This is a genomic window from Photobacterium sp. 270122K (assembly GCF_059941365.1).
Genome location: NZ_JBPOEN010000019.1, coordinates 1 through 25,928 on the forward strand (window position 1 = coordinate 1; position 25,928 = coordinate 25,928).

At 49.4% G+C, this 25,928-nt stretch carries 26 protein-coding genes; 6 read left to right on the forward strand and 20 right to left on the reverse strand.

Annotated features, from left to right (window positions below; translation table 11 throughout):
* Positions 1 to 253: 253 nt before the first annotated feature.
* From iscX to trmJ, 9 genes are all read right to left on the reverse strand, one after another.
* Positions 254 to 454: a Fe-S cluster assembly protein IscX gene (iscX, locus tag ACSF8W_RS23110; RefSeq protein ID WP_500849442.1), complete on the reverse strand. Its 201-nt coding sequence runs from the start codon at positions 452 to 454 to the stop codon at positions 254 to 256.
* 84 nt (positions 455 to 538) lie between these two features.
* Positions 539 to 877: an ISC system 2Fe-2S type ferredoxin gene (fdx, locus tag ACSF8W_RS23115; protein ID WP_500849443.1), complete on the reverse strand. Its 339-nt coding sequence runs from the start codon at positions 875 to 877 to the stop codon at positions 539 to 541.
* Between the two features lie 2 nt (positions 878 to 879).
* Positions 880 to 2,733, reverse strand: coding sequence for a Fe-S protein assembly chaperone HscA (gene hscA, locus ACSF8W_RS23120; protein WP_500849445.1), 1,854 nt, complete (start codon positions 2,731 to 2,733; stop codon positions 880 to 882).
* Between the two features lie 38 nt (positions 2,734 to 2,771).
* Positions 2,772 to 3,287, reverse strand: a complete 516-nt coding sequence (gene hscB, locus ACSF8W_RS23125; protein WP_428478741.1) for a co-chaperone HscB — start codon at positions 3,285 to 3,287, stop codon at positions 2,772 to 2,774.
* Positions 3,288 to 3,378: 91 nt separating this feature from the next.
* A complete protein-coding gene (gene iscA, locus ACSF8W_RS23130; RefSeq protein ID WP_500849446.1) occupies positions 3,379 to 3,702 on the reverse strand; it encodes an iron-sulfur cluster assembly protein IscA in 324 nt (107 codons plus the stop codon).
* Between the two features lie 17 nt (positions 3,703 to 3,719).
* A complete protein-coding gene (gene iscU / locus ACSF8W_RS23135) occupies positions 3,720 to 4,109 on the reverse strand; it encodes a Fe-S cluster assembly scaffold IscU (RefSeq protein ID WP_428478743.1) in 390 nt (129 codons plus the stop codon).
* 33 nt (positions 4,110 to 4,142) lie between these two features.
* Positions 4,143 to 5,357 (reverse strand): IscS subfamily cysteine desulfurase, encoded by a 1,215-nt coding sequence (locus ACSF8W_RS23140; RefSeq protein ID WP_500849447.1) that lies wholly within the window; start codon positions 5,355 to 5,357, stop codon positions 4,143 to 4,145.
* Between the two features lie 31 nt (positions 5,358 to 5,388).
* Positions 5,389 to 5,895 carry a Fe-S cluster assembly transcriptional regulator IscR gene (gene iscR, locus ACSF8W_RS23145; protein WP_500849449.1) on the reverse strand — a complete coding sequence of 169 codons (507 nt, stop codon included), beginning with the start codon at positions 5,893 to 5,895 and terminating at the stop codon, positions 5,389 to 5,391.
* A 113-nt stretch (positions 5,896 to 6,008) separates the two neighbouring features.
* Complete coding sequence (gene trmJ / locus ACSF8W_RS23150) at positions 6,009 to 6,740, reverse strand: tRNA (cytosine(32)/uridine(32)-2'-O)-methyltransferase TrmJ (protein ID WP_500849450.1); 732 nt, start codon at positions 6,738 to 6,740, stop codon at positions 6,009 to 6,011.
* A 241-nt stretch (positions 6,741 to 6,981) separates the two neighbouring features.
* Here trmJ and suhB point away from each other — a divergent pair, with 241 nt between their 5' ends.
* The gene (gene suhB, locus ACSF8W_RS23155; RefSeq protein ID WP_428478746.1) at positions 6,982 to 7,782 is read left to right on the forward strand and encodes an inositol-1-monophosphatase; all 801 of its coding nucleotides are present in this window, start codon (positions 6,982 to 6,984) and stop codon (positions 7,780 to 7,782) included.
* A 353-nt stretch (positions 7,783 to 8,135) separates the two neighbouring features.
* Here suhB and ACSF8W_RS23160 read toward each other — a convergent pair whose 3' ends face one another.
* From ACSF8W_RS23160 to ACSF8W_RS23190, 7 genes are all read right to left on the reverse strand, one after another.
* Complete coding sequence (locus ACSF8W_RS23160; RefSeq protein ID WP_500845256.1) at positions 8,136 to 9,173, reverse strand: IS110 family RNA-guided transposase; 1,038 nt, start codon at positions 9,171 to 9,173, stop codon at positions 8,136 to 8,138.
* A gap of 470 nt (positions 9,174 to 9,643) precedes the next feature.
* Positions 9,644 to 10,591 (reverse strand): protein translocase subunit SecF, encoded by a 948-nt coding sequence (secF, locus tag ACSF8W_RS23165; RefSeq protein WP_500849451.1) that lies wholly within the window; start codon positions 10,589 to 10,591, stop codon positions 9,644 to 9,646.
* Positions 10,592 to 10,603: 12 nt separating this feature from the next.
* On the reverse strand, positions 10,604 to 12,457 hold the full coding sequence (gene secD / locus ACSF8W_RS23170; RefSeq protein ID WP_500849452.1) for a protein translocase subunit SecD: 1,854 nt from the start codon (positions 12,455 to 12,457) through the stop codon (positions 10,604 to 10,606).
* A 25-nt stretch (positions 12,458 to 12,482) separates the two neighbouring features.
* Entirely contained in the window at positions 12,483 to 12,815 is a 333-nt protein-coding gene (gene yajC, locus ACSF8W_RS23175) for a preprotein translocase subunit YajC (RefSeq protein WP_500849453.1), read from the reverse strand.
* 16 nt (positions 12,816 to 12,831) lie between these two features.
* Positions 12,832 to 13,962: a tRNA guanosine(34) transglycosylase Tgt gene (tgt, locus tag ACSF8W_RS23180; RefSeq protein ID WP_500849454.1), complete on the reverse strand. Its 1,131-nt coding sequence runs from the start codon at positions 13,960 to 13,962 to the stop codon at positions 12,832 to 12,834.
* Positions 13,963 to 14,240: 278 nt separating this feature from the next.
* On the reverse strand, positions 14,241 to 15,293 hold the full coding sequence (gene queA, locus ACSF8W_RS23185; protein WP_500849455.1) for a tRNA preQ1(34) S-adenosylmethionine ribosyltransferase-isomerase QueA: 1,053 nt from the start codon (positions 15,291 to 15,293) through the stop codon (positions 14,241 to 14,243).
* 110 nt (positions 15,294 to 15,403) lie between these two features.
* On the reverse strand, positions 15,404 to 16,486 hold the full coding sequence (locus ACSF8W_RS23190) for a trypsin-like serine protease (protein WP_500849456.1): 1,083 nt from the start codon (positions 16,484 to 16,486) through the stop codon (positions 15,404 to 15,406).
* A gap of 212 nt (positions 16,487 to 16,698) precedes the next feature.
* On the opposite strand from ACSF8W_RS23190, the gene ACSF8W_RS23195 reads away from it, so the two are divergent.
* Together ACSF8W_RS23195 and ACSF8W_RS23200 are read left to right on the forward strand one after the other, a co-directional pair.
* A complete protein-coding gene (locus tag ACSF8W_RS23195; RefSeq protein ID WP_500849457.1) occupies positions 16,699 to 17,154 on the forward strand; it encodes a CBS domain-containing protein in 456 nt (151 codons plus the stop codon).
* 45 nt (positions 17,155 to 17,199) lie between these two features.
* Positions 17,200 to 17,799 (forward strand): acyl carrier protein phosphodiesterase, encoded by a 600-nt coding sequence (locus tag ACSF8W_RS23200; RefSeq protein ID WP_500849458.1) that lies wholly within the window; start codon positions 17,200 to 17,202, stop codon positions 17,797 to 17,799.
* On the opposite strand, the gene ACSF8W_RS23205 is transcribed toward ACSF8W_RS23200, so the two are convergent.
* The 4 genes from ACSF8W_RS23205 to ACSF8W_RS23220 form a co-directional block, all read right to left on the reverse strand.
* A complete protein-coding gene (locus ACSF8W_RS23205; protein WP_500849459.1) occupies positions 17,791 to 18,261 on the reverse strand; it encodes a hypothetical protein in 471 nt (156 codons plus the stop codon). The genes ACSF8W_RS23200 and ACSF8W_RS23205 overlap by 9 nt on opposite strands.
* A gap of 301 nt (positions 18,262 to 18,562) precedes the next feature.
* Positions 18,563 to 19,867, reverse strand: coding sequence for an isocitrate lyase (gene aceA, locus ACSF8W_RS23210; protein ID WP_500849461.1), 1,305 nt, complete (start codon positions 19,865 to 19,867; stop codon positions 18,563 to 18,565).
* Between the two features lie 161 nt (positions 19,868 to 20,028).
* Complete coding sequence (gene aceB, locus ACSF8W_RS23215) at positions 20,029 to 21,636, reverse strand: malate synthase A (protein ID WP_500849462.1); 1,608 nt, start codon at positions 21,634 to 21,636, stop codon at positions 20,029 to 20,031.
* 623 nt (positions 21,637 to 22,259) lie between these two features.
* Positions 22,260 to 23,159: a hydrogen peroxide-inducible genes activator gene (locus tag ACSF8W_RS23220; RefSeq protein ID WP_428478758.1), complete on the reverse strand. Its 900-nt coding sequence runs from the start codon at positions 23,157 to 23,159 to the stop codon at positions 22,260 to 22,262.
* Between the two features lie 131 nt (positions 23,160 to 23,290).
* On the opposite strand from ACSF8W_RS23220, the gene ACSF8W_RS23225 reads away from it, so the two are divergent.
* The 3 genes from ACSF8W_RS23225 to ppk2 all read left to right on the forward strand — a co-directional run bounded on the left by ACSF8W_RS23225 (position 23,291) and on the right by ppk2 (position 25,826).
* A complete protein-coding gene (locus ACSF8W_RS23225; RefSeq protein WP_500849463.1) occupies positions 23,291 to 23,899 on the forward strand; it encodes a peroxiredoxin C in 609 nt (202 codons plus the stop codon).
* Between the two features lie 230 nt (positions 23,900 to 24,129).
* Positions 24,130 to 24,870: a copper homeostasis protein CutC gene (locus ACSF8W_RS23230; protein WP_500849465.1), complete on the forward strand. Its 741-nt coding sequence runs from the start codon at positions 24,130 to 24,132 to the stop codon at positions 24,868 to 24,870.
* 158 nt (positions 24,871 to 25,028) lie between these two features.
* Positions 25,029 to 25,826, forward strand: coding sequence for a polyphosphate kinase 2 (gene ppk2 / locus ACSF8W_RS23235; protein ID WP_500849466.1), 798 nt, complete (start codon positions 25,029 to 25,031; stop codon positions 25,824 to 25,826).
* Positions 25,827 to 25,928: the final 102 nt, after the last annotated feature.

Below are 25,928 nucleotides of genomic sequence, written 5' to 3' on the forward strand. Positions count from 1 at the left end.
TGGGGAGATGGGAATGCACGTCTGGATGGTGGGCGGGCGAGATGTAGAACATCAGATCAGGATATCAGGAAATGGGCCAAGCGGGATAAATGGAAAGAGTGAAAACGGGAGAGAGGGAGAGCGGGAAAGCGGGAACGGAGGGAAGCGGGTAAGCGGGTAAGCGGGTAAGCGGGTAAGCGGGTAAGCGTAAGGCCTAAAAAGAAAAAAGGAAGAAAAACACCGCGGTTTTCCTTCCTTCTTTTATATCAGCCCGTTAATCGGCCTCTTCAATCCAGCACATTTGCACGGCTTCTAATACTCGCTCGCTGCAATGGGCCGGATCATCATCAAAGTCATCCAGTGCTAAGATCCACTCGCGCAAATCCGTAAAACGGACGGTTTGAGGATCCACATCCGGATACGCATCCACGAGGGCAATAGCCAACTCGCGGGAATCAATCCATGTTAAGCGCATACACTTCTCCTTTTCCTGTGACACGTTGAATGGCGATGCCGGGCGACGGCTTCTCTGCCTGTTGCAACAGGCAGAGATCCCTGATTAATGGCCTTCAGAGGCCAGATTCAGGGTGTATTTCGGGATTTCAACCACAAGGTCTTCATCGGCTACTCGAGCCTGACAGCTAAGGCGCGATTCAGGCTCTAGACCCCATGCCTTATCCAGCATGTCGTCTTCCAGCTCATCACTTTCTTCCAGTGAATCAAAACCTTCACGCACAATGCAGTGACACGTCGTACATGCACAGGATTTCTCACATGCATGTTCAATGCTAATGCCATTGCGCAATGCAACGTCTAGAATCGTTTCACCTTCTTGCGCTTCCAGCACCGCCCCTTCAGGGCAAAGATCTTCGTGGGGTAGTACAACAATTTTAGGCATGCCTAAACCTCATCAATCGACTGACCAGCCAGTGCCTGACGAATAGATTTATCCATTCGACGAGAAGCAAAATCCTGACTCGCTTTATCTGTTTTCTTAATACCGGCTTCAATGGCGTACGGGTCTGTCCCCTGACGCAATGTCACCAATTCCATCATGACGGCTTCCAGTTGATCGCGTTCTTCTTTGCTCAATAACGTATCACCGTCTTGAGCCAGTGCCGCAATCAGCCCTTCGAGTACGCGATCCGCTTCCACTTGTTGCTCTGCAAGGGCGCGGGCGTCTTTATCATCTTGGGCGTAGGTCATTGAATCGCGGATCATAGTCGCGATTTCATTATCGGTCAGGCCGTAAGACGGCTTCACCTGAATAGAAGACTGAACTTCGCTGCTCTTTTCCATTGCCGTAACCGACAACAGGCCGTCCGCATCCACTTGGTACGTCACACGAATGTGTGCAGCGCCGGCTGCCATGGCAGGAATACCACGCAGGGTGAAACGGGCCAACGAACGGCAGTCACTCACCATCTCACGCTCGCCTTGCACAATATGCACAGACATCGCGGTTTGGCCGTCTTTAAACGTTGTAAATTCTTGGGCGCGCGCCACTGGGATCGTGGTATTGCGTGGAATGATTTTTTCAATCATGCCACCCATGGTTTCAATGCCGAGCGACAGCGGGATCACATCCAGCAGCAACATATCGGCATCGGGCTTATTGCCCACCAAAATATCCGCTTGAATCGCCGCGCCAATCGCCACAACCTGATCTGGGTCGATAGACGTCAAGGCCGGTTTACCGAAGAAGTTGCCGACCATGTCACGCACCAGCGGCACACGGGTCGACCCGCCGACCATGACAGTCTCGATCACTTCATCGGTGGTCACGTCCGCATCTTTCAATGCACGGCGACAGGCCATCAAGGTCTTTTTCACCAGCGGTTGGATCAATGCATCAAACTGTTCACGGCTCACGGAACCGGTCCAGCCTAATACGTCAATACTGACGCTATCTTGTGCTGACAGCGCTTCTTTCGCCGCTTGTGCCGCATCTTGCAATGCACGTTGTGCATTGGCAGTACGTACTGCATCAAAACCGGCTTGATCCGCAATCCACTCAGCCAATAGGTGGTCAAAGTCGTCACCACCCAGCGCAGAATCACCGCCGGTCGCCAACACTTCAAACACGCCTTTAGACAAACGCAGGATAGAGATATCAAACGTACCACCACCCAAGTCGTAGACCGCAATCACGCCTTCTTGACCGGAATCCAGACCGTAGGCAATCGCCGCAGCCGTGGGTTCATTAAGCAAACGCAGCACATTCAGGTTCGCCAGTTTCGCGGCATCTTTGGTGCCCGCACGCTGTGCGTCATCAAAGTACGCCGGTACCGTGATCACGACACCTTCTAGCTCGCCACCCAGTGTCTCCTGCGCACGTTGATTCAACGTTTTCAGAATTTCAGCCGACACCTGCACCGGGTTCATCTCGCCATGGCGGGTAACCAATTGCGGTAAGCCGTTATCGCTCGCCGTCAGTGCATACGGCAACTGTGGGTAACGCTGTTGGATATCGCTGAGCGAGCGTCCCATCATTCGCTTCACTGAAATGATGCTATTGGCCGGATCTTGCTGGGCAATGTCGCGTGCTTCGCGGCCCACCACAATCCCGGCTTCACCGTAGTATACCGCCGAAGGTAAGATGGCCTGCCCTTGCAGATCCTTCAATGTCTCCGGAACGCCACTACGTACCGCAGCCACGAGTGAATTAGTAGTCCCTAGGTCGATACCCACCGCCAACTTATGTTGATGCGGCGCAGCACTTTGACCCGGTTCAGCAATCTGTAACAGTGCCATTTTCTTTCCTGTGAAGTTAATACTGGGATCGGAAACCGTTAGTCAAGCAGGCTCTCTTCGAGACGCTCAACTTCCACTTGCAGCTTAACAATAAACTTAAGTTTGCGCACGGCATCTGCGGCCGCTTCCCAGTGTTCCTCGAGCAGTTGTTGCTCAAGATCTGCTAACTGTGATTTGTACAGCGAAGTCGCTTGTTGGTCGAAATCAAACAAGGCTGCTTCAGGATCGTCGGCATCGGCGATCTCCTCAAGCGCTTCGCGCAGTTCCATCTGCTGCATTAAAAAAACCGGATCTTGCAGTGTTTTTTGCTCACCGCGAATGTCCATGCCTTTTTCCGACAGCATGTATTCCGCGCGTGAGATCGGGTTTTTCAACGTTTGGAATGCATCATTGATGTGAGCGGCTTTTTGCACCGACATCAAACGGTCACGTTCTGAGGCCGTGGCAAAGTTATCGGGGTGAAAACGACGCTGCAGCTCTCGGAAGTGGGTAGCAAGAAGGCTACCGTCCAGCGGAAACTGAAAAGGTAGCCCAAAGAGTTCAAAATGATTCATATCGCGCACGCATCTAAAAAAGACGGAATCTGAAAAAGACTGAACCTGATGACCGCGATGAGGCAGTGATCAGGCTCAGTGTGTTCAGTGATTATACGTTGAAGCTTTCGCCACAGCCGCACTCACTGGATACGTTAGGGTTATTGAACTGGAAGCCTTCGTTCAGGCCTTCTTTGGCAAAGTCCAACTCAGTCCCATCGAGGTATACAAGGCTCTTGGCATCAATAATAATTTTGACCCCTTTTTCCTCAAACACCTGATCCCCTTCGTCAAGCTCGTCCACGAACTCCAGTACATAGGCCATGCCCGAACAGCCCGAAGTACGGACACCCAGTCTTAGGCCGATGCCTTTTCCTCGGGATGCTAGGAAGCTAGCGACGCGACTTGCAGCCGCTTCAGTAATCGTTATGGCCATACAACAACCCTTAGGAATTAATCTTGTTCTGCGTGTTTCTTTTTGTAATCACTTACTGCCGCTTTAATTGCATCTTCTGCAAGAATTGAGCAGTGGACTTTTACTGGTGGTAGCTCAAGCTCTTCTGCAATCGCAGAGTTCTTGATCGATGCTGCTTCGTCCAGTGTCTTACCTTTTACCCACTCAGTGATCAGTGAGCTAGAAGCAATGGCTGAGCCACAACCGTAAGTTTTGAACTTCGCATCTTCAATAATGCCTTCTTCAGTCACTTTGATCTGAAGTTTCATTACGTCGCCACAGGCAGGAGCCCCTACCATGCCGCTACCTACATTTTTGTCGTTTTTATCAAATGAGCCCACGTTACGCGGATTCTCATAATGATCGATAACTTTTTCACTATATGCCATGACCGTTTCCTCGAATATGTGATGACCGCAAGATTAGTGGTGTGCCCACTCGACCGTGTCCAGGTCAATCCCTTCTTTATACATGTCCCACAGTGGAGACATTTCACGCAGTTTATCTACCGCACCGCGGATTTGAGAAACAGCGTGGTCAATTTCTTCTTCTGTCGTGAAACGACCAAAAGAGAAACGAATTGAGCTGTGTGCCAATTCATCGTTCAAGCCCAACGCACGCAGTACATAAGACGGCTCTAGGCTTGCAGAGGTACATGCAGAACCGGATGATACGGCAAGGTCTTTCAGTGCCATCAACAGCGATTCACCTTCAACGAAAGCAAAGCTGATGTTGAGGTTATGCGGCACGCGTTGTTCCATGTCACCGTTGATTGACATTGCTTCAATGCCTTCAAGGCCAGCAAGCAGACGGTTACGTAGGGTCAACACATGTTGGTAATCTTTGTCTAAATCTTCTTTTGCTACGCGGAAGGCTTCACCCATACCCACAATCTGGTGAGTGGGCAATGTGCCTGAACGGAAACCACGTTCATGACCGCCACCGTGCATTTGTGCTTCTAGACGAATACGAGGCTTACGACGCACGTACAATGCACCGATACCTTTTGGACCATAAATTTTGTGCGCAGACAGTGAAATTAAATCCACTTTTATTGCTTGTACGTCGATTGGCAGTTTACCCGCAGATTGTGCTGCATCCACGTGGAAAATCACTTTTTTCTCGCGGCATAGTTCGCCAATCGCAGCGATATCTTGAATCACGCCAATTTCGTTATTCACGTGCATGATAGAAACCAAAACGGTATCTTCACGCATCGCATCACGCAACTTAGCCAAGTCAATAACGCCGTTTGATTCCGGCTCAAGGTAAGTGACCTCATACCCTTCACGCTCTAGCTGACGGCATGGGTCAAGCACGGCTTTATGCTCAGTTTTACACGTAATAACGTGCTTACCTTTTTTATTGTAAAAGTGCGCTGCACCTTTAATCGCTAAGTTGTCAGATTCTGTTGCACCTGAGGTGAATACGATCTCACGCGGATCGGCATTCAATAGCTCTGCAATTTGCTCACGTGCAGTGTCTACCGCTTCCTCAGCCTGCCAACCGTAACGGTGAGAACGAGAAGCCGGGTTACCAAAGTTGCCATCCATTGTCAGGCATTGCATCATTTTCTCTGCAACGCGTGGGTCAACCGGGCAAGTAGCGGAATAATCAAAATATATTGGCAGTTTCATCTTCATCTCCGAAAACACGGACGTCTGGTCTCTAGGAGCGAACATCGACACCGATTGTGGTGCTGTCGTGTGTATTTTTATGTCCAAATGATGTTTTTTGTAAGTTCTGATCCTGACGATCTGAAATGGCTTGTACATCATTATCTTGCATCAACTCACCAAGAGTGATGTTGTTCAAAAAGCCGCTGATCCGGGCACTTAAATCACGCCATAGCGTGTGTGTCAGGCAACGTACTCCGCCCTGGCAATCTCCTTTGCCGTGGCATTTCGTTGCATCAACCGATTCATCAACTGCCGCAATCACCATACCAATGGCAATGTCATTGGCATCCTCGCCGAGGCGGTAACCCCCACCGGGGCCACGCACACTGGCCACTAAGCCAGCTTTACGTAAGCGAGAAAAGAGTTGTTCCAGGTAGGATAATGAAATCCCCTGGCGCTCAGAGATATCGGCCAATGGTACCGGGCCATTCTGAGAGTGCAGCGCCACATCTAACATCGCTGTGACGGCGTATCTTCCTTTTGATGTCAATCTCATAACACACCACTACCCACGTTTATTTATGGGAAGCAGTGTCGCATACCTGACTAAAACGGTCAAGTATTTACCTGACTGTTTTAGTCAGGCTTTTAACCATAAAGATAGTGTGACTACTTATCTTTATACTCAATAGTTTTTTCAACTGAAGAAAGGATACCACGTAGAATTTGTAGCTCTTGCTCTTCCGGTCGCGCACGGGTAAATAAACGGCGCAATTTAGCCATCACCATGCCCGGATGATTTTTATTAATGAAGCGGGTTTGACGTGTCACCTTTTCTAGGTGCACGTAAAACATCTCCAACTCTTTCGCGAGCGGATACGTTTCAACCGGCGTTTGCATTGCGTTATTCTGCTGTGCAAGGAACGCCATACGCACTTCATAGCTGACGGTTTGTACCGCCATCGCAAGGTTCAGTGAGCTATAGTCAGGATTGGCAGGGATATAGACGTGACAGTGGCAGCGCTGCAATTCTTCATTCGTCAGACCGGTTTTTTCACGGCCAAACAAAATAGCGATAGGATGAGATGGCGCTTCAGCAATGACTTTTTCCCCGCATTCGCGTGGGTCAAGTTGCGGCCACTCAAGGGTGCGAGAACGCGCACTGGAGCCGATCACCAGACCGCAGTCAGCAATCGCTTCATCAAGGGTTGAAACCACCGTCGCATTGGCCACGATATCGGCAGCACCTGCCGCTAAGGCATAGGTTGTTTCGTCAATTTCACACGCAGGTGAAACCAGAATAAGTCGGGTTAATCCCATCACTTTCATGGCACGAGCCGCTGAGCCGATATTACCCGGGTGTGAGGTACCAACAAGAACCACGCTGATTTTTTCTAACATAGACGCTACGCATTCCAACAGTTCAACAGAGCCGACGGATTTTAGCACAGAGATTTTAAAAAAGGTGAAAACATGTAAAAACATTATACCATTCAAGTGTCGCCTCACAGTAAGTGGGCAAAAAGTCAGCATTCACTGCGAGACAACCGCGCCGGGTAAAAAATAACCACTTCCCTTTTGTGGTAGCTCTGCTATACTCGCCGCCGCTTTTTAGTTCTTTAACATCCGTTGGGAAGATCCTATGCATCCGATGCTTAATATCGCCATTCGTGCCGCACGAAAGGCTGGTGACCATGTCATTAAATCTCTAGAAAAACCTCAATCTATTGAAGTTGCTAACAAAGGTAATGATGTTGTTACCAATATCGATCAAGAAGCAGAAGCGCTAATTATCGAGACAATTCTGAAATCTTACCCTGACCACTGCATTATTGCCGCAGAAGGCAGTAATAAAGAAGGTCGTGACAAAGATTGTCAGTGGATCATTGACCCAGTGGATGGCACCAAGAACTTCGTTCGTGGTTACCCTCACTTCGCAATTTCTGTTGCACTACGCATGCGTGGCCGTACTGAAGTTGCCGCTGTTTACGATCCAACTCGCAATGAACTATTCACGGCAACACGTGGCTCAGGCGCACAGCTAAACAGCCAGCGTCTTCGTGTTTCTCAGCCGCGTGACCTAACTGGTACTACACTGGCAACTGGCCTACCGTTTGCTGCTAAACAGCACGCTGAAAGCTTTGCAAAAATCCAGAGTGCACTGTTCGTTGAATGTGATGACATGCGTCAATCTGGCTGTTCTGCCCTAGACCTATGCTACCTAGCTGCTGGCCGTATCGACGGTGTATTCAAGCTAGGCCTTAAGCCTTGGGAAATCGCAGCAGGTGAACTAATCGCGCGTGAAGCTGGTGCTATCTGTACTGACTTTACTGGCAACACTAACTACCTGACTTCTGGCAACATCGTTGCTGGTCCAGCTCGCGTAGTGAAGCCATTGCTTAGCAAAATCCGTGAACACGGTAGCGAAGCGCTGAACAAGTAATCTACGGATTACCGGAATATAAAAAACGCCCCTGTGCACTGCGCACAGGGGCGTTTTTTTTGGCTTGAAAGCAGGTGCGAGTCTAAAGGGGCGAGAGCCGAGTAAGGGCAAAGAGCCTAAGAACTAGGGTCCTGTGGTCCTTATATGGACTCCTAGAGAAAATCAACAAACAGCATGAAAGCAGGAATTGATACGCGCTTATATACGGGCTACTTTGAGGAGCGACCTCGCCCTACTATGTATTCGCACCAACAAGCTTATTCTATGGGGCGGTATAACTTACCATGAACCACAACGAGCTTTTGTTGGTCGGTCTGACCTGTTTCACATCGTAATTTGTTGATTACTCATATTCATAAAGCCAAACAAACAGGCTTATATTCTGAGTCATGTTTTAGTAGTGCGTACGCGGTACGCACTGTTTTGTTAGCTAACGCTATAGCTGCAATTTTCTTACCTCGACGCTCGATTAAGGATTTCAGCCAAGCTTCTTTTTGAGTTCGTGGTTGGATATGAACCACCTTACACACTACGGCAAGCGCACCTTGAAAAAGGATACTACGGAGTCGCTTGTCTGCATTACGTTTAGAGATCCGCCCTAAGCGCTCTTTCTCACCCGAACTATACTGCTTGGGGGTTAAACCGATACTGGCTGCTGCATCTTTGCCATTAACAAAATTTTCGCCTTTACCCAAGCGGATAGCTAATCCAAGCGCCCCAATTGGGCCGACGCCCTCTAACGCCATCAACTTTTGACAAGGAGCATGAGCTGCTACCAAAGCTTCCAATTGCACATTTAAACTATCTACATACTCAAGCTGCACTAATAATCTTTGCCAGGCCTGAAATAATGTCTCTCTGAAACTATGAGGTAAGCCGTTCTCGGCATCTTCTAAAATCAAAGGTAGGCTACGTTTTAACGCTGATAGACCTTGAGGAAAAATGATACCGAACTCACTGAGTAACCCCCTTAGTTGGTTACTTAATTCAACTTGTTGAGCAATCGCTAACTCACGCACTCGAGATATAGATTGTAGGCCTTGCTCCTCTTCAGATAACACCCTCACACTATGAATGTGTAATTGCGTAGCCGCTACGGCTATTGCAAGCGCATCATTTCGATCTGTTTTCTGCTTATGTTGGAATGGCTTAACAGCCCTAGCACTCATCATCTTTACTGAATGCCCGGCCGACTTTGCAAGTCTTGACCAATAATGCGCGCTGGCGCACGCTTCCATTGCGACCAGCGAAGGCTTTTCTTTCCATATCAATTCAATGAGCTTTTGTCTGGACAACTTTCGGTTGTATAGCACGTTGCCTAACGGGCCAACTTTGCAAACTTGAAAAACATTTTTTGCCAAATCGATGGCAAGCACATTATGGTTACTCATGTATGGGCTCCTCTTTGGCTAATTCTTGCTTGAATTAATACCGTACTCCCCTTGGTGGGAAGGAGTCCATACATCTGTGGTCCTGTGGTCCTGTGGTCCTGTGGTCCTGTGGTCCTGTGGTCCTGTGGTCCTGTGGTCCTGCAGGCAGGATGCCATTGCACATTCGAGATACAAGCTTCCCCTGCTCTTTTCTCCCCTACTCGAATCTCGTCACTCACCACAGCTTTATTTCCATAGGATCTCAGGGCCATAGGTCCGCTTTTGTTTTTGCTTTTTCGCTCTGACTCGTTCCTCGACGCGAAGCATGACTCGTTCCTACGCTATCCCCATAGGACCTCAGGGCCATAGCACCGCTTTTTCTCTTCCGCTCTTACTCGATACTCGTCCCTATCAACTCGCCCCTGATCTACCCATACAAAAACGGAGCCTTTCGGCTCCGTTTGTCATTTCGCGAGATTCAACACTCTGCCTTATGGCATTGCGTCAAATTCTTCGCCTTCTTTATCTACTGGCGTTGGCATCAAGTGCTCACGCTTGATACCCAACTTCAACGACAGGGCGGATGCCACGTAGATTGAAGAGTAAGTACCAACAGTGATACCGATCAGCAAGGCTGTCGCGAAGCCGTGGATCATGTTACCACCCTTCAGGAACAGCGCGATAACCACGAACAAGGTCGTCGCCGATGTGATCAGGGTACGGCTCAATGTTTGTGTGATTGAGCTGTTTAGCACTTCTACCGCATCGTCTTTACGCATCTTGAGGAAATTCTCACGAATACGGTCAAAGACCACGATGGTATCGTTGAGCGAGTAACCGACGACCGTCAGCAAGGCTGCAACAATGGTCAGGTCAATTTCGATCTGCGTGAACGAGAAGATACCAATGGTAATGATAACGTCGTGTGCCAGTGCCAATACCGCACCTGCTGCCAAACGCCATTCGAAACGTACCGATACGTACAGCAGGATACACAGCAGTGAAACCAGAATGGCCAGGCCACCCGCTTCCGCTAACTCATCACCCACGTTCGGACCGACGAATTCGATACGACGCATATCAACCGTTTGGCCAGTGCCTGTTTTCAATGCTGCGATGATCTGGTTACCCAAATCTTCACTTTTCACATTTTCACGCGGCTGCAAGCGAACCATTACATCACGTGCCGTACCGAAGTTCTGCACAATGGCATCACCAAAGCCAGCGGCTTCCAATGATTCACGGATTTTAGGCAGATTCGCCGGCTCTTCAAAGCCCACTTCGATCAGCGTACCACCGGTAAAATCCAGACCCCAGTTCAGTTTTTGAGTGGTCACTGTGGCAATCGCCGCAATGATCATCATGGCAGAAAGGAAGAAAGCTCCTTTTGACCAGCGCATAAAATCGATCGTTTTATCCGCTTTCATTAATTGAAACATGTCAGCGTCTCCTTAGATCGATAGCTTATCGACGCGCTTACCGCCGTAAACCAAGTTAACCAGTGCTCGCGTACCGACAATGGCCGTGAACATAGATGTAATGATACCGATAGACAGTGTAACGGCGAAACCTTTCACCGCACCTGTACCCACTGCGAACAAAATAATCGCGGTGATCAGGGTGGTTAAGTTGGCATCCGCAATCGTACTGAAGGCATTCGCATAACCTTGCTGAATCGCATGCTGTGGGCTGCGACCATCGCGCAGTTCTTCACGGATACGTTCGAAAATCAATACGTTGGCATCTACCGCCATACCGACGGTCAGAACGATACCGGCAATACCTGGCAACGTCATGGTTGCACCTGGAATCATCGACATCACACCAATAATCAATACCAAGTTCATCATCAATGCGACGTTAGCAAACAGACCGAATCGACGGTAGTAGAACAGGGTAAACAACATAACGGCTAGCATGCCCCACATCATCGCCTGTAGACCCATATCGATGTTCTGCTGACCCATAGATGGACCAATCGTACGTTCTTCTACAATTGAGATAGGCGCAATCAACGCACCCGCACGCAACAGTAGCGCCAGGTTGTGTGCTTCCGCTTGTGAGTCAATCCCGGTAATACGGAAGTTACGTCCCAACGCCGTTTGAATGGTCGCTTGGTTAATCACTTCTTCGTGTTTTTCCAGAATCACTTTGCCGCTTGGATCGCGCTTGCCGCTGTCTTTATATTCGGTAAAGACGGTCGCCATCAGCTTGCCCACGTTGTTACGTGAGAAGGCGGTCATCTTACTGCCCCCTTCGCTGTCTAGCGAGATGTTCACTTGAGGACGACCATATTCGTCAGCGCTTGAGCTCGCATCAGTAATATGCGAACCCGCAAGGATCACACGCTTTTTCAATACCACAGGGGTTTCGTCACGGGTGAACTTCACTTCACTGCCCGCCGGTACACGACCCGCTGCAGCGGCAGCCAAATCGACATTGCTGTCAACTTGACGGAATTCCAGTGTCGCTGTCGCGCCCAGAATTTCCTTCGCACGTGCGGTGTCTTGCACGCCCGGTAGTTCAACCACGATACGGTTTGCGCCTTGACGCTGTACCAATGGCTCAGCCACACCCAGTTCATTCACACGATTACGTAAAATGGTGATGTTCTGCTCAACCGCATAGTTGCGGATTTCTTGCAAACGGGCATCGGTGAATGTTGCGGTAAGTACAAAGCGGTTATTACGTTCGCTATCGGTGAACACCATATCAGGGTGCAAGTTCGCCAACGTCTTTTCTGCTTCGCTGAGTCGCTCACTGTCACGTAGGCGTACTTCAACCGAGTCTTTGGTTTTGCTAATGGCGCTATAACGAATTTTCGCTTCACGCAGTTCAGTTCGGAAGGTTTCTTCCTGCTGACCCAATAGCTTCTCCATCGCGGCATCCATGTCCACTTCCATCAAGAAGTGCACCCCACCACGAAGGTCAAGACCGAGTTTCATTGGAGACGCGCCAATCGACTGTAGCCATGCTGGCGTAGACGGCGCAAGGTTCAAGGCAACAACGAACTTATCGCCCAGTTCTTCATTCAGAATATCGCGAGCACTGATTTGCGTGTCAGTGTCGTTAAATCGGACCAGTACAGTACCGTTTTCGAATGCGACAGATTTGTAAGAAATGTGATTTTGTTTTAAATCTTCGGTGACTGCATCCAACGTCGACATATCTGCCGAGGCGCCACGCGCCCCGGAGATTTGTATCGCTGGATCTTCACCGTAAACATTGGGAAGTGCATAAAGCAAACCGATGATCAGTGTAAACACCACCATCAGATTCTTCCACAAGGGATAACGGTTTAGCACTGCTGTGATCCTTCAAAGCAAATTGTTACAGAGACTTCATTGTGCCTTTTGGCAAAACGGCAGAAACGAAGTCTTTCTTGATAGTAACTTCAGTTGTGTCATTTAGCGCAATAACGATGTAGTCGTTTTCTTCCGATACTTTCGTGATTTTACCCACTAGGCCACCGTTAGTCAGAACTTCATCACCCTTGCCCATAGAAGACATTAGGTTTTTATGATCCTTCACGCGCTTAGCTTGTGGACGGTAAATCATAAAGTAGAAAATTACGGCAAATAGGCCAAGCATGATGAAAAGCTGCATGCTGCCGCCTTGTGGTGCACCTTCTGCTGCTGCGTGTGCTTGAGAAATCAGACTCATTTACTAACGTCCTCTATTATTGATTATCATTTAATGGTGGAACTTCACGATCACGACGCGCGTAGAATTCTTCTACAAATGCATCGAAACGATCTTCGTCAATCGCCTTGCGGATACTTTCCATCAAACGCTGGTAGTAACGCAAGTTGTGGATTGTATTCAATCGCGCACCTAGAATTTCATTACACTTATCTAGGTGGTACAGATACGCCTTCGTATAGTTGCGACAAGTGTAACAGTCACACTGCGGATCGAGAGGGGTTGTATCTGTTTTATGTTTCGCATTACGGATCTTGATCACACCACCAGTCACAAATAGGTGACCATTACGGGCATTTCGGGTCGGCATGACGCAGTCGAACATGTCGATACCGCGACGAACACCTTCCACCAAATCTTCCGGTTTGCCCACACCCATTAGGTAACGAGGTTTGTCTACCGGCAGTTTTGGACACGTGTGCTCAAGAATACGGTGCATGTCTTCTTTTGGCTCACCCACTGCAAGACCGCCCACGGCATAACCGTCAAAGCCAATCTTCGTCAGGCCTTCAACCGACACGTCACGCAAATCTTCGTAGACACCACCTTGAACGATACCGAACAGCGCATTCGGGTTTTCTTGGCGGTCAAATTCGTTACGGCTACGCTGCGCCCAACGCAATGACATTTCCATGGATGTTTTCGCTTCATCATGCGTTGCAGGATACGGCGTACATTCATCAAAAATCATCACGACATCAGAGCCAAGATCGTATTGGATTTGCATGGATTTCTCTGCATCCATGAAGATCTTGTCACCGTTAACAGGGTTACGGAAATGTACACCCTCTTCCGTGATTTTACGCATTGCACCCAAGCTAAATACCTGGAAGCCGCCTGAATCGGTCAGGATAGGACCCTGCCAGTTCATGAAGTCATGCAGGTCACCGTGCATTTTCATCACTTCCTGACCCGGACGTAGCCACAAGTGGAACGTGTTACCCAGTAGGATTTGTGCACCGGTTTCTTTCACTTCTTCCGGCGTCATGCCTTTCACCGTACCGTACGTACCCACAGGCATGAATGCTGGGGTTTCTACCGTACCGCGTTCAAACTGCAGACGACCACGACGGGCGCGCCCTTGCGTTTTATCTAATTCAAATTTCACAAAGCCTCCAACAGCCAGAGAAACAATCTGACATATCCTCCCCGACCCGACTAGGTCAAGGATACTTCACATACTCTGACCTATAGCCAGATGTACAGACTAATGGCCAGCAGCACGATGGCTACCGACCTTTTTCCACTTGGCATAAAGCCTAGCGGAAGAATGCAATGGTGAGATTTTAGCCAGCGCGCTATTTTCCGCACCACCTAAAAACACAAAGGCTGCATTTTAGCAAATGCAGCCTTAAGTCACACTGAATTTAATAACAGAATGCGTGATTAATTCGTTTGTCGTGTGATAAACATAGAATCGCCATAACTGAAGAAACGGTATTGATTTTCAACCGCTTGCAGGTAGGCATTCATGGTGTGGTCGTAACCGGCAAACGCACTCACCAACATGATCAACGTCGATTCTGGCAAATGGAAGTTGGTGATCAACACATCCACCAGCTGGAACGTATAACCCGGGAAAATGAAGATCTCGGTATCACCAAAAAACGGCTTCAATTCTGTGCCCTTTTTCAGTGCATCTTGCGCGGCACTTTCCAGTGAACGTACCGATGTAGTGCCCACCGCCACCACACGACCGCCATTGGCTTTTGTGTCTTGAATGGCTTTTACAACCTCTTCAGGCACTTCCACGTATTCGGCATGCATGTGGTGATCATGAATACTGTCAACACGCACAGGCTGGAACGTCCCCGCGCCCACATGCAAGGTTACGAACGCAAAGTTCACGCCTTTTTCTTTCAACGCCGCCATCAATGCATCATCGAAATGCAGACCCGCTGTCGGTGCCGCGACGGCACCCGGTTTTGCGTTGTACACCGTCTGATAACGCTCTTTATCTGCGTCTTCATCAGGGCGATCAATGTATGGAGGCAGGGGCATGTGGCCCACGTCTTCCAAAATTTCCAACACGGTTTTGTCGCTGTTAAAGCGAATTTCAAACAGCGTATCGTGACGGGCGACCATCTCAGCCTGATATTCACCCTTTTCACCCAACAGCAGTTCATTACCCGGCTTTGGTGATTTAGAGGCACGCACGTGCGCAAGGATGGTTTTGTCATCCACCATACGCTCAACAAGCACTTCTAATTTACCGCCTGACGCTTTTTGGCCAAACAAGCGCGCAGGGATCACGCGGGTGTTATTGAAAACCAACAAATCGCCAGCTTGTACTAAATCCAGTACATCTTTGAAGCTTTTATGCGCTAATTCACCAGTATTACCGGTTAATTGCAGCAAGCGGCTCGCAGTACGCTCAGCTTGTGGATAACGAGCAATCAGCTCATCAGGAAGGTCAAAATGAAAATCAGAAACTTGCATCGTTAGGGCCCTAAATTACAGCAAGCGGGTAGTATAGGCTGCCTCACTGCAAGATCAAGCAAAGATCACCTGACCGGGCCCAATGCAAGATTGTGCGATTACATGTACGGTTAATGGCGGCGGCGTAAGCGGGCAAATCCGCCTAAAACCAGCAGTGATAGCCACCCCATCAGGCCGCCACTGTCGTCATTGTTCCAGCCATCCGGGAAAACAATCACACCTTCCCCTTCCCCTTCCCCCGCGCCGCTGTAGTCAGACAAAAACGGGTCAACGGTATACGTCGCGGTTTGTTGTGGCAACGCCCCCACTTGAGATTCAATCCAATCACGGTATGTCGCCGTCTCGGTATACACCCCTGGCAGGCGTCCTGCACACCCTTCACCAAAGCTCACCAACCCGACCAAGCGTAAACCAAAATCACTGTCAGCAAGGGTTTGTGGATCTTGCCACACCAATGGTCCCCCCGAATCCCCAAAACAACTGTCTCGGGCTAAGTCCGGCGACACCGATCCGGCACATATATAGATAGGGTAATCCAACACATTGATATTGGATCCCCAGAGTTGATCACAACGGGTATCTGGCACACCGGATAATAAGGTTTGGCGCAAACGGGTTGAGCCAGAGCTCGATTCACTGACAGAGGTACTGCCCCAGCCTGACACCAACAGATTAGCAACGCGCTCAGCGTTATCTACCCAGCCATTGGCAAACTCGTCATCGACACGATCTTGTTCTGCTTCAGATGCTATCGCGATGGGGATCGCCCCCTCAGGCAGCGGATCACGCAAATGCAAAATCGCAATATCATTGGCAAAACGTGACGAATTATAAGCCGGATGTAAAATCACGCGGCTAACCGCGATAGAGGTACTGCGGCTGGCATTAAAGATACTGGTAATACCGCCCCACACCATCACATCTTCAGGCAACACCGTCGCCCCCCCATTACGCATGCAATGGGCTGCTGTGATCACTACATCTTGACGCACGACCACACCGCCACAGATAAAGGTACGTGCCGTGCCACTGTCATCACGGAAGGTCATATTGATATACGCTTGCCACGGTAACTCGCCCCCTTCCGACTCAATCCCCCCGATGATCCGAGGTTGGAAAGCGGGTTCTTCAGCATTCACGGTCAACGGCAGCAAGGCTGACCAACAGAGCAAAATAAACAACAGCTTAGGCATATCAATATTCCTATGTGGCATGTCATGTATTAAGTATATTGCAGATTCTCAAATTTAACGTTTGAGAAACCAATGAGACACAAAGAAATAACTTGTCGATTATTTGACTGGGGTCATAGGTGAGAACGATAGGATTCGCTACAGTCAAAAGGTAAACAGCGCAATAGTAGAAAAAATGATAAGCCTGCAGGTGCGGGCGATAAGGAGGCGATATGTTTACCGTTGCTGATATGATGACCCCTCACCCGTATACGCTGAGCGCATCCCACACACTGGCAGATGCAAAACGCTTGATGGATAAGCACCACATCCACCATATTCCGATTACCGATAAAGATAACGCATTGGTTGGCTTGGTCAGTCAGCGCGATATTTTAGCCGCACAAGAGTCGAGCTTAGAGCGACTCTCCATCAGCCCGCTCATTACCGCACTGGATATTCCACTGGAAAAGGCCATGCACCGCGATTTACGCAGTGTCTCCCCAATGGCGGGATTAAAAGACGCCGCCTTGTATATGCAAAAATACCGGATTGGCTGTTTGCCCATTGTCAGCCACAATGAACTGGTGGGGATCATCACTGATACAGACTTTGTCTCTATCGCGATTAATCTACTGGAAATCCAAGAAGAGGTTGAACCCGTCGAACATGACGCTGAAGAGTTTTGAGCAAGCCCCAGTACACACGGCGCCACCAGCCAGAAAGCTTTACGCATGAACTTTCTGGCTCACCTGCACCTCGCGCATCATTGCAACAGTCATCTAATGGGCAATCTTCTGGGCGACTTTGTTCGTGGCGATCCCTTTCGCCAATACAGCCAACCGGTCGCCCAAGGCATTGCGCTGCACCGTTTCGTCGACAGCTATATAGATGCACTCCCCGCCGTCTTAGCCTGTCGCCAACGTTTTACACCTGAGACACGTCGCGTCAGTGGCATTGCGCTGGATCTCGCATGGGATCATTTTCTGGCCAAACATTGGCGTCAGTATGAACCGCACCCCCTCTCCACCTTTGTGAGCGACGCACAACAGGCGTTTGAACAGTTTGAGGAAAACCCACCGCCACCGTTCACCGCAATGATGCAACGCATGTGGCAACAGCAATGGCTCATGCACTACCAACACCTTGGAACGATTGATCTCGCCTTAGAAAGAATGGCGATACGTCGCCCGCGTCTGCACCAGTTGGCGCAGTGCCCGGCAGTGATCCACCAGCACTATGACGCCTTAGAACACCACTTCCATGCGATTTATCCGCAAGTGCAGCACGCCGCGAAGCAATTTAGCGAGCGGCAATCTCTCGCATCAAAATGAGGCGTTGTTATAAAACGTGATGACAGGCTTATTGTCGTTGTTATCAGGGGTCCCGAGATGCAATCGGCTAAAGTTGATTTCACACCCAATCAGGCGGGTGCTGGTTGACTGGTTCGGGGATATTTTGAAGTGGAAGGGATGATCGGTACTGAGGCGCTGCTCCAGGAAGTGTATCGCACGCTGGGTGTCATGCTTATAGTTCAACTTCGTCATTTTATGGCGTAACGCATCCACCAAAGAATCACTTTGAATGTCGAACCGGAAGGTAATGTTTTCACACACCAATTCCGTGTCTTTCGGCATACGGTAGTCGCTGATTGTCGGTGCTTTTTTCATGACGCGTAGCGAGACGGTCCAAGGAGGCGCCGCGGTGATATTCCCGACTTGGCCACGCCAAAAATGGGATTCGGCCAGGGTTGGTAAACTGATGACCGCCAGCAATAAATAACCTACTTTCTGCATCACTCACCACAACGAAAAGGACAGCTCATAGCAAGGCAATGCAACCAAATACGTAACTGCATCTTCTATATTGAGCGCACTCACTCACAAGCAACAAAGGTAACACGTTGAATTAAACCATAATTTACTGAGGTTTTGGCAGCAACACTGAAATCAGCCTCAACAACTGACACATTAGCGAGTCACTTCACACCGCCTTGCAACAGCCATCTTCTGATTACCGCACGCGCTATTGATAAAAAAGAAAAGGAGCGTGCATAACACGCTCCTTTAACACTGATATCAGCAGTATTCGTAAAAACTAGAACTGATCTTCTTCCGTCGAGCCCGTTAGCGCCGTTACGGATGAATTACCACCTTGAATCGTGTTAGTCATCTTATCGAAGTAACCGGTACCCACTTCTTGCTGGTGCGCCACAAAGGTATAGCCTTTTTCTGCCGCTTCAAACTCAGGGCGCTGCACTTTTTCCACGTAGTGACGCATGCCTTCACCCTGCGCATACGCATGAGACAATTCAAACATGTTAAACCACATGTTGTGGATACCCGCGAGTGTAATGAACTGGTATTTGTACCCCATGTCTGACAATTCTTGCTGGAACTTGGCAATCGTCTCGGCATCCAGGTTCTTTTCCCAATTGAACGATGGCGAGCAGTTGTAAGCCAGTAGCTGATCGGGATATTGCGCATGAATGGCTTCAGCAAACTTACGCGCTTCTTCCAAACACGGTTTCGCTGTTTCACACCAGATCAAATCCGCATACGGTGCATAGGCGAGACCACGGGCAATCGCCTGATCGATACCGGCACGCACTCGGTAGAAGCCTTCCGCCGTACGATCCCCGACAATGAAGTCTTTATCGTACGGATCGCAATCTGAGGTCAACAAATCGGCGGCGTTCGCATCCGTACGGGCAATCACCAGTGTCGTTGTGCCTGCCACATCCGCTGCGAGTCGCGCGGCCACCAATTTCTGCACCGCTTCTTGGGTCGGCACCAATACCTTGCCGCCCATGTGACCACATTTTTTCACCGAGGCGAGCTGATCTTCAAAGTGAACCCCTGCCGCGCCTGCGTCGATCATGTTTCGCATCAGTTCATAGGCGTTCAGTACCCCGCCAAAACCGGCTTCCGCATCCGCCACAATAGGCAAGAAGTAATCGGTGCCATTTTCCGGGGAGCCACCGTTGGCCCATTGGATCTGATCAGCACGACGGAACGAATTATTAATGCGGGTGACGACCGCCGGTACGGAATCCACCGGATACAGAGATTGATCTGGGTACATGGTCGACGCGGTATTGTTATCCGCCGCCACCTGCCACCCTGACAGGTAAATGGCTTCAATACCGGCTTTGGCTTGCTGCACTGCCTGACCGCCCGTCAAGGCACCAAGGCAGTTCACGTAGCCTTTTTTCGCGCCACCATTCACTAAATCCCATAGCTTATCCGCCCCGCGCTGGGCAATAGTATTGGCTGGTGCAAACGAACCACGCAGGTTAATCACTTCTTCTGCAGAGTAAGTCCGCTTAACATGTTTCCATCTTGGGTTTTCAGCCCAGTCATTTTCCAATGCTTCGATTTGTTGTTGGCGAGTCAATGTCATGATGATGTCCCTCGTGTCATTCGGCGATCAACCGATCCGTCTATCATTATTGGATTAAACGCATTGCTTTCCTGCCCACGCGACCACACTGTTCTGTCAGGACGACGGGCAATGTACTTTTGCTCTTATTGTTCGTTTAACGTGTCCGTTCAACGCCGTGGCTAGGACAGATACTCATAACCCGGTAGCGTCAAGAAGTTCACTAATTCTTCACTGGTGGTCAGCCGCAACATCATCGCGGCCGCTTCGTCATAGCGCCCTTGCTGGAAGACGTCTTCCCCTAATTCCTGTGCTAATACACTCATTTCTTCATATAGCATTTGCTCAAACAGCACTGCCGTCACCACTTGACCATTGCTGAGCGTTTTACCGTGTTTGATCCATTGCCAAATCGAGGCTCGGGAGATCTCGGCAGTAGCTGCATCTTCCATCAAACCATAAATCGGCACACAGCCATTGCCGTTGATCCATGCTTCAATGTATTGCACGGCAACGCGGATGTTGTGGCGCATGCCGTCTTCGGTCCGTTCCCCGTCACACGGCGTCAGCAGTTCTGCCGCCGTAATGGGCGCATCGGCGTGGCGATCAACATCAAGCTGATTAGCACGAGTACCCAATGCGTCATCAAAAACCGCCCTTGCCGTGCTGGCCAGTCCCGGATGGGCAACCCATGTGCCATCATGGCCATTGGTGGCTTCCAAGGCTTTATCGGTCTGAATTTTGTTCAACACCCAAGCATTACGCTCAGGCTCTTTTGATGGAATGAAGGCCGCCATCCCCCCCATGGCAAAGGCGCCGCGGTGGTGACAGGTTTTCACCAGTAAACGGGAATAGGCATTCAGGAATGGCTTGTCCATGGTCACCACTTGGCGATCCGGCAAGATGCGATCAGGGTGATTACGCAGCGTTTTTATATAGCTGAAAATGTAATCCCAACGGCCGCAGTTCAGCCCGACAATGTGCTCTTTCAAGCTGTAGAGGATCTCATCCATTTCAAACACGGCAGGCAGAGTTTCAATTAACACTGTGGCTTTGATGGTGCCACGCGCTAAGCCGACCTCGTCTTCGGCAAAACGAAAGACATCACTCCACCACGCCGCCTCTTGGTAGGCTTGCAGTTTAGGCAGGTAAAAATACGGGCCGCTGCCTTTTTCCAGCAGTGCCTTGTGGTTATGGTAGAAATACAGGGCAAAATCGAGCAAACATCCGGGGATCGGCTCCCCTTCCCACAACAGGTGTTTTTCCGGTAAGTGTAATCCGCGCACGCGACAAATCAGCACCGCGGGATCGTCATCCAACGCATAATGTTTACCGGTTTCTGGCTGGGTATAAGCAATGGTACCATTCACGGCATCGCGTAAGTTACGCTGTCCATCCAACACCGCTGACCACGCTGGCGCGAAGGAATCTTCAAAGTCCGCCATGAACACTTTTACATCGGCATTGAGCGCATTAATCACCATTTTCCGCTCAACGGGGCCGGTGATCTCTACGCGGCGATCTTGTAAGTCAGCAGGGATCGATTGGATCTGCCAATCACCTTGGCGGATTGATTGTGTCTCAGGCAGAAAATCAGGCAGTGCACCGGCATCAATGGCATGCTGACGCGCCTCTCGTACAGCGAGCAGTTCAGGAATGCGGGCCGCAAAGCGCTGCACTAATCGCTCGACAAACAACAGCGCGTCATCCGTCAGTATTTCCGACTGCTCAGCATTGAGCGGGGTTTGTAATGATAACTTCACTTCATGGTTTGACGCGTGTCTGTCCATTCTGCTTAACTCCCTTAAGACTGTCACTAAATCACTACATATCAACTTGTAACCAGGCAGTCTTGATACCCAACCCACTGCCTTACTAACCAAAACAGGTTTTTCACCCTGCCGTAACACGGACTCTATTGCAACTTTGCCCTCAATGCGCCGCCGTACGAAAAACCAATCAACATCCATAAATTCAAACAGTTAGAATCAACCTCTTAAAAACCTAATGCCCTGTATTGGTAAACTTTTTAGGTGAATAGTCGGTTTTACATAAATAACACGCTCAACAGCAAAAAATGTAGCCAGTTACGTAAATTAATTACCACGCACAAATTTAAAACAACCGTATAAAATTGCGTTTCAAACGACGGGCAAATAAAGACTGGTATAAGAGTGATTAAAAAACAAACACTAATTGTGAGCAAAATGGCACTTTTATACAGAAAAGGCATATAGCGAGAAGTGGATCGCGCTGTTTATTTGTGGAGAGAAATAGAATAAACCCACAAAGTCACGCCGCAGCGTTCGCTCGGTCGCATGGGGAAATATTACAAAATAGAGGGAGAGCAGGATAATGTGCCAAAAACACCAAAACGTGATTGACACACCGTAATAAGAAAGAGAAGAGGGGCTTAGAGTAAACCGGCAACGATGTCTGCTAGCGTACGAAATGTCCGTGTTCGGCTGGATGTCGGGCGCCAAACTAAGCCAATTTCACGGTATGCTTCTTCTTGGCCCGGCGGTTCTACCACCACCAAGTTTTGGTTATGCAGTAAACCATGATCAATCGCCATTTGCGGGATAAACGTGGTCCCTAACCCATTGGCCACCATTTGTACCAACGTATGTAAGCTGGTTGCGGTAAACGGATTTATCTTCTCTTTCGTGGTCAACCGGCACGCAGACACCGCATGATCGGTAAGGCAGTGCTCTTTTTCAAGCAAGAACACCGACTCGTCCGGCAAGTCAGCATACCGTAGCGGCACACTGACCTGATCAACCTGATTCTTACTGATCACCATTTTAAAGGCATCGCGTCCTACCACTTGGCTGTGCATGCCGTTGATCTCGACAGGCAACGCCAGAATCAACACGTCCATTTCGCCGTTGCGCAAAGCCGCTAATAAATTGGTGGTGGTGTCTTCTCGCAACAACAAGTTAAGTTGAGGATAACTGCGATTCACCTCTTGCACGAGATCACACAACAGAAACGGCGCAATCGTCGGAATGCAACCCACCCGGAGTTGCCCTTCCATGCCATCACCGTGGCATTTGGCCAATTCCATAAGATCTTGGCTGCGTGCCAGCAACTCACGACTGCGGATCACGACATCTTCCCCGGTCGAGGTAAAGACGAGCGATTTGTTGTCGCGTTCAATCAACTGACACCCCACCAGCTCTTCCAGGTTTTGCACCCCAGAACTTAACGTGGATTGGCTAACAAAACATTTCTTGGCAGCCTCGCCAAAATGGCGGGTTTCAAACAATGTCACAAGGTAATGGAGCTGTTTTAAAGATGGAAATTTGTTCATCGTATTTTTCGATTACATCAATCTGTTTATTCCGCTTTTTTCAATCTACCAGTTTCGCTATAGTTTGTCTCGTCCCAAGCATCGAGCTTATCGGAGATGATAAGCATTAACGAATTTTTAGGAGCGCCATCATGGTACTAGTAGGTCGTCAAGCACCAGATTTTACTGCTGCAGCTGTTCTTGGTAACGGTGAAATTGTTGATAACTTCAACTTTGCAGAGTTTACTAAAGGTAAAAAAGCGGTAGTTTTCTTCTACCCACTAGACTTCACTTTCGTATGTCCTTCAGAGCTAATCGCTTTCGACAAGCGTTTTGAAGACTTCCAAGCGAAAGGCGTAGAAGTGATCGGTGTTTCTATCGACTCTCAGTTCTCTCACAATGCATGGCGTAACACTGCAGTTGAGAACGGCGGTATCGGCCAGGTGAAATACCCATTGGTTGCTGATATTAAGCACGAAATTTGTAAAGCGTACGATGTTGAGCACCCAGAAGCAGGCGTTGCTTTCCGTGGTTCTTTCCTTATCGACGAAGATGGCCTAGTACGCCACCAAGTTGTTAACGACCTACCACTAGGCCGTAACATCGACGAAATGCTACGTATGGTTGATGCCCTAAACTTCCACCAGAAGAACGGTGAAGTATGTCCTGCACAGTGGGAAGAAGGCAAAGCCGGTATGGACGCGTCACCAAAAGGTGTTGCTGACTACCTATCTGAGCACACTGCAGACCTAGGCAAGTAATGACCGACACTGACACCATGCTCACGGTGTTAGGGCAATAAACGTATAAACGTAAAGCCAAGAAGTCAGCTCAAAGCAAAAAATAAATGAGGCCCGGACACACCGGGCCCTTTTTGTATCTGCCGTTTATCATTTCAACACTACTCACTTCTAATTTTTCACACTGATTCATCGCCCATCCAGATAATCTCCTCTACACTGCTTTTACCCTTTTTTCCCCAATAACAATCATGAAAATCAATCACCTCGAAGTCTGTATCGATAATATCGAATCACTCCACCGTGCTCAGCAAGGTGGCGCCACCCGTATTGAACTGTGTAGCTCATTAGCACTGGGCGGCTTAACGCCGAATGTCGGCTTAATGCAACTTGCAGCGAAACATGCCACCATTCCGGTTTACGCCATGATCCGTCCGCGTCAGGGGGATTTTTTCTTCTCTGAAGATGACAAAGCAATCATGCTGGCTGACATTCATGCGGCTAAACAGGCCGGTCTTGCGGGTGTCGTTGTGGGCGTGCTCAATGCTGACAGCACCATTGACAGCGATCTCCTGCGTGAACAACGCCAAGCCGCTGCAGGCATGGGCATCACCTTCCACCGTGCGATTGATCAGTGCTTAGATCCGATGGCAGCACTGGATATCATTATGCAGCACGGCTGTGAACGCATACTGACCTCTGGCTTGCAGCCAAACGCCGAAGCCGGTATCCCCATGCTGAAATCCATGGTGGACTACTGTGGTTCACGCCTGAACATCATGGCAGGCGCGGGCGTAACAGCACAGAACGTAGCGCGCATCGTACAGGAAACCGGGGTAACAGAAGTACACCTGTCCGGTAAAAGCACCCGTGCCAGCTTGATGACGGATTATTCTCGCCTTGCCTATATGGGCAGCGCCGATGTGGATGACTTTGCGATTCCCGTGACTGATAGCACAAAAATTGCGGCTGTTGTTAACGCACTACGCTAACACCACCAATCGCCTTCAGGGTTAACGCCTGTTAGCCCTGCATCTTCCCTTTCTCTCGACAGTTTCTCACATTCTGTTTTCCCCTACTCTTTCCCCTCCCCCCCAAGTTCGCCATCTTGTGTTACTGTTTTGTTATCTGCAGCAAAGAGGGATGGGTTATGACAGCGCAATGCCACAGTGACAAACTCAAAAAGAAAGATTACGACCGCGAACTTGAACGCCTGCAAATCGAACTCGTTAAGCTACAGGAATGGATCAAACAAGGGGGGCTTAAAGTGGTCGTGCTGTTTGAAGGCCGCGATGCTGCCGGTAAAGGCGGCGTGATCAAACGGATCACCGAAAAGCTCAACCCACGCGTATGCCGTGTCGTTGCCTTGCCGCAACCCACAGAAAAAGAACGGAGCCAATGGTATTTTCAACGCTATGTGGCCCACCTGCCTGCAGCGGGCGAAATGGTATTATTTGACCGCAGTTGGTATAACCGTGCCGGGGTCGAAAAGGTCATGGGCTTTTGTACCGATGATGAGTACGAAGAGTTTTTACGCTCTTGTCCTGAGTTTGAACGCATGCTGCAACGCGCGGGGATCATCTTGCTCAAATACTGGTTCTCGGTGTCCGATGAAGAGCAAGAAAAACGCTTTTTAGAACGGATTCATACCCCCATCAAGCGTTGGAAGTTCAGCCCGATGGACTTAGAGTCACGCAACCGCTGGGCGGCCTACTCTGCCGCGAAAGATCGCATGTTTGCCTATACCGACACCAAACAGTGCCCATGGTGGGTGGTCGATGCGGACAACAAGAAAAAAGCCCGCATTAACTGTATTTCCCATTTGTTGTCGCACATTCCGTATGAAGACATTCAGTATCCTGAGATCACTCTGCCAGACGTCAATAAAGAGGGCTATGTACGTGCACCGCTGGAACAGCAAACCTTTGTGCCCGATCGCTTTAAATAGCGCGGTTATGCCCTTGTGTGTCACTGATTCCACGTCTTCTTTTTAATCCTATCAACGACCTCTTCCACTCTCCTTTGAGTCATTCATGAAAAGAATGGCTCT

Excerpts from the sequence above, each read along its gene's own strand:
- iscU (WP_428478743.1), bottom strand. The coding sequence starts at position 4,109 with ATGGCATATAGTGAAAAAGTTATCGATCATTATGAGAATCCGCGTAAC.
- fdx (WP_500849443.1), bottom strand. The coding sequence starts at position 877 with ATGCCTAAAATTGTTGTACTACCCCACGAAGATCTTTGCCCTGAAGGG.
- ACSF8W_RS23220 (WP_428478758.1), bottom strand. The coding sequence starts at position 23,159 with ATGAACAAATTTCCATCTTTAAAACAGCTCCATTACCTTGTGACATTG.
- iscX (WP_500849442.1), bottom strand. The coding sequence starts at position 454 with ATGCGCTTAACATGGATTGATTCCCGCGAGTTGGCTATTGCCCTCGTG.
- secF (WP_500849451.1), bottom strand. The coding sequence starts at position 10,591 with ATGTTTCAATTAATGAAAGCGGATAAAACGATCGATTTTATGCGCTGG.
- ACSF8W_RS23230 (WP_500849465.1), top strand. The coding sequence starts at position 24,130 with ATGAAAATCAATCACCTCGAAGTCTGTATCGATAATATCGAATCACTC.
- ACSF8W_RS23225 (WP_500849463.1), top strand. The coding sequence starts at position 23,291 with ATGGTACTAGTAGGTCGTCAAGCACCAGATTTTACTGCTGCAGCTGTT.
- ppk2 (WP_500849466.1), top strand. The coding sequence starts at position 25,029 with ATGACAGCGCAATGCCACAGTGACAAACTCAAAAAGAAAGATTACGAC.
- ACSF8W_RS23200 (WP_500849458.1), top strand. The coding sequence starts at position 17,200 with ATGAACTTTCTGGCTCACCTGCACCTCGCGCATCATTGCAACAGTCAT.
- ACSF8W_RS23205 (WP_500849459.1), bottom strand. The coding sequence starts at position 18,261 with ATGCAGAAAGTAGGTTATTTATTGCTGGCGGTCATCAGTTTACCAACC.
- iscR (WP_500849449.1), bottom strand. The coding sequence starts at position 5,895 with ATGAGATTGACATCAAAAGGAAGATACGCCGTCACAGCGATGTTAGAT.
- aceA (WP_500849461.1), bottom strand. The coding sequence starts at position 19,867 with ATGACATTGACTCGCCAACAACAAATCGAAGCATTGGAAAATGACTGG.
- queA (WP_500849455.1), bottom strand. The coding sequence starts at position 15,293 with ATGCAAGTTTCTGATTTTCATTTTGACCTTCCTGATGAGCTGATTGCT.
- trmJ (WP_500849450.1), bottom strand. The coding sequence starts at position 6,740 with ATGTTAGAAAAAATCAGCGTGGTTCTTGTTGGTACCTCACACCCGGGT.
- ACSF8W_RS23140 (WP_500849447.1), bottom strand. The coding sequence starts at position 5,357 with ATGAAACTGCCAATATATTTTGATTATTCCGCTACTTGCCCGGTTGAC.
- aceB (WP_500849462.1), bottom strand. The coding sequence starts at position 21,636 with ATGGACAGACACGCGTCAAACCATGAAGTGAAGTTATCATTACAAACC.
- iscA (WP_500849446.1), bottom strand. The coding sequence starts at position 3,702 with ATGGCCATAACGATTACTGAAGCGGCTGCAAGTCGCGTCGCTAGCTTC.
- ACSF8W_RS23160 (WP_500845256.1), bottom strand. The coding sequence starts at position 9,173 with ATGAGTAACCATAATGTGCTTGCCATCGATTTGGCAAAAAATGTTTTT.
- ACSF8W_RS23190 (WP_500849456.1), bottom strand. The coding sequence starts at position 16,486 with ATGCCTAAGCTGTTGTTTATTTTGCTCTGTTGGTCAGCCTTGCTGCCG.
- hscB (WP_428478741.1), bottom strand. The coding sequence starts at position 3,287 with ATGAATCATTTTGAACTCTTTGGGCTACCTTTTCAGTTTCCGCTGGAC.
- suhB (WP_428478746.1), top strand. The coding sequence starts at position 6,982 with ATGCATCCGATGCTTAATATCGCCATTCGTGCCGCACGAAAGGCTGGT.
- hscA (WP_500849445.1), bottom strand. The coding sequence starts at position 2,733 with ATGGCACTGTTACAGATTGCTGAACCGGGTCAAAGTGCTGCGCCGCAT.
- yajC (WP_500849453.1), bottom strand. The coding sequence starts at position 12,815 with ATGAGTCTGATTTCTCAAGCACACGCAGCAGCAGAAGGTGCACCACAA.
- ACSF8W_RS23195 (WP_500849457.1), top strand. The coding sequence starts at position 16,699 with ATGTTTACCGTTGCTGATATGATGACCCCTCACCCGTATACGCTGAGC.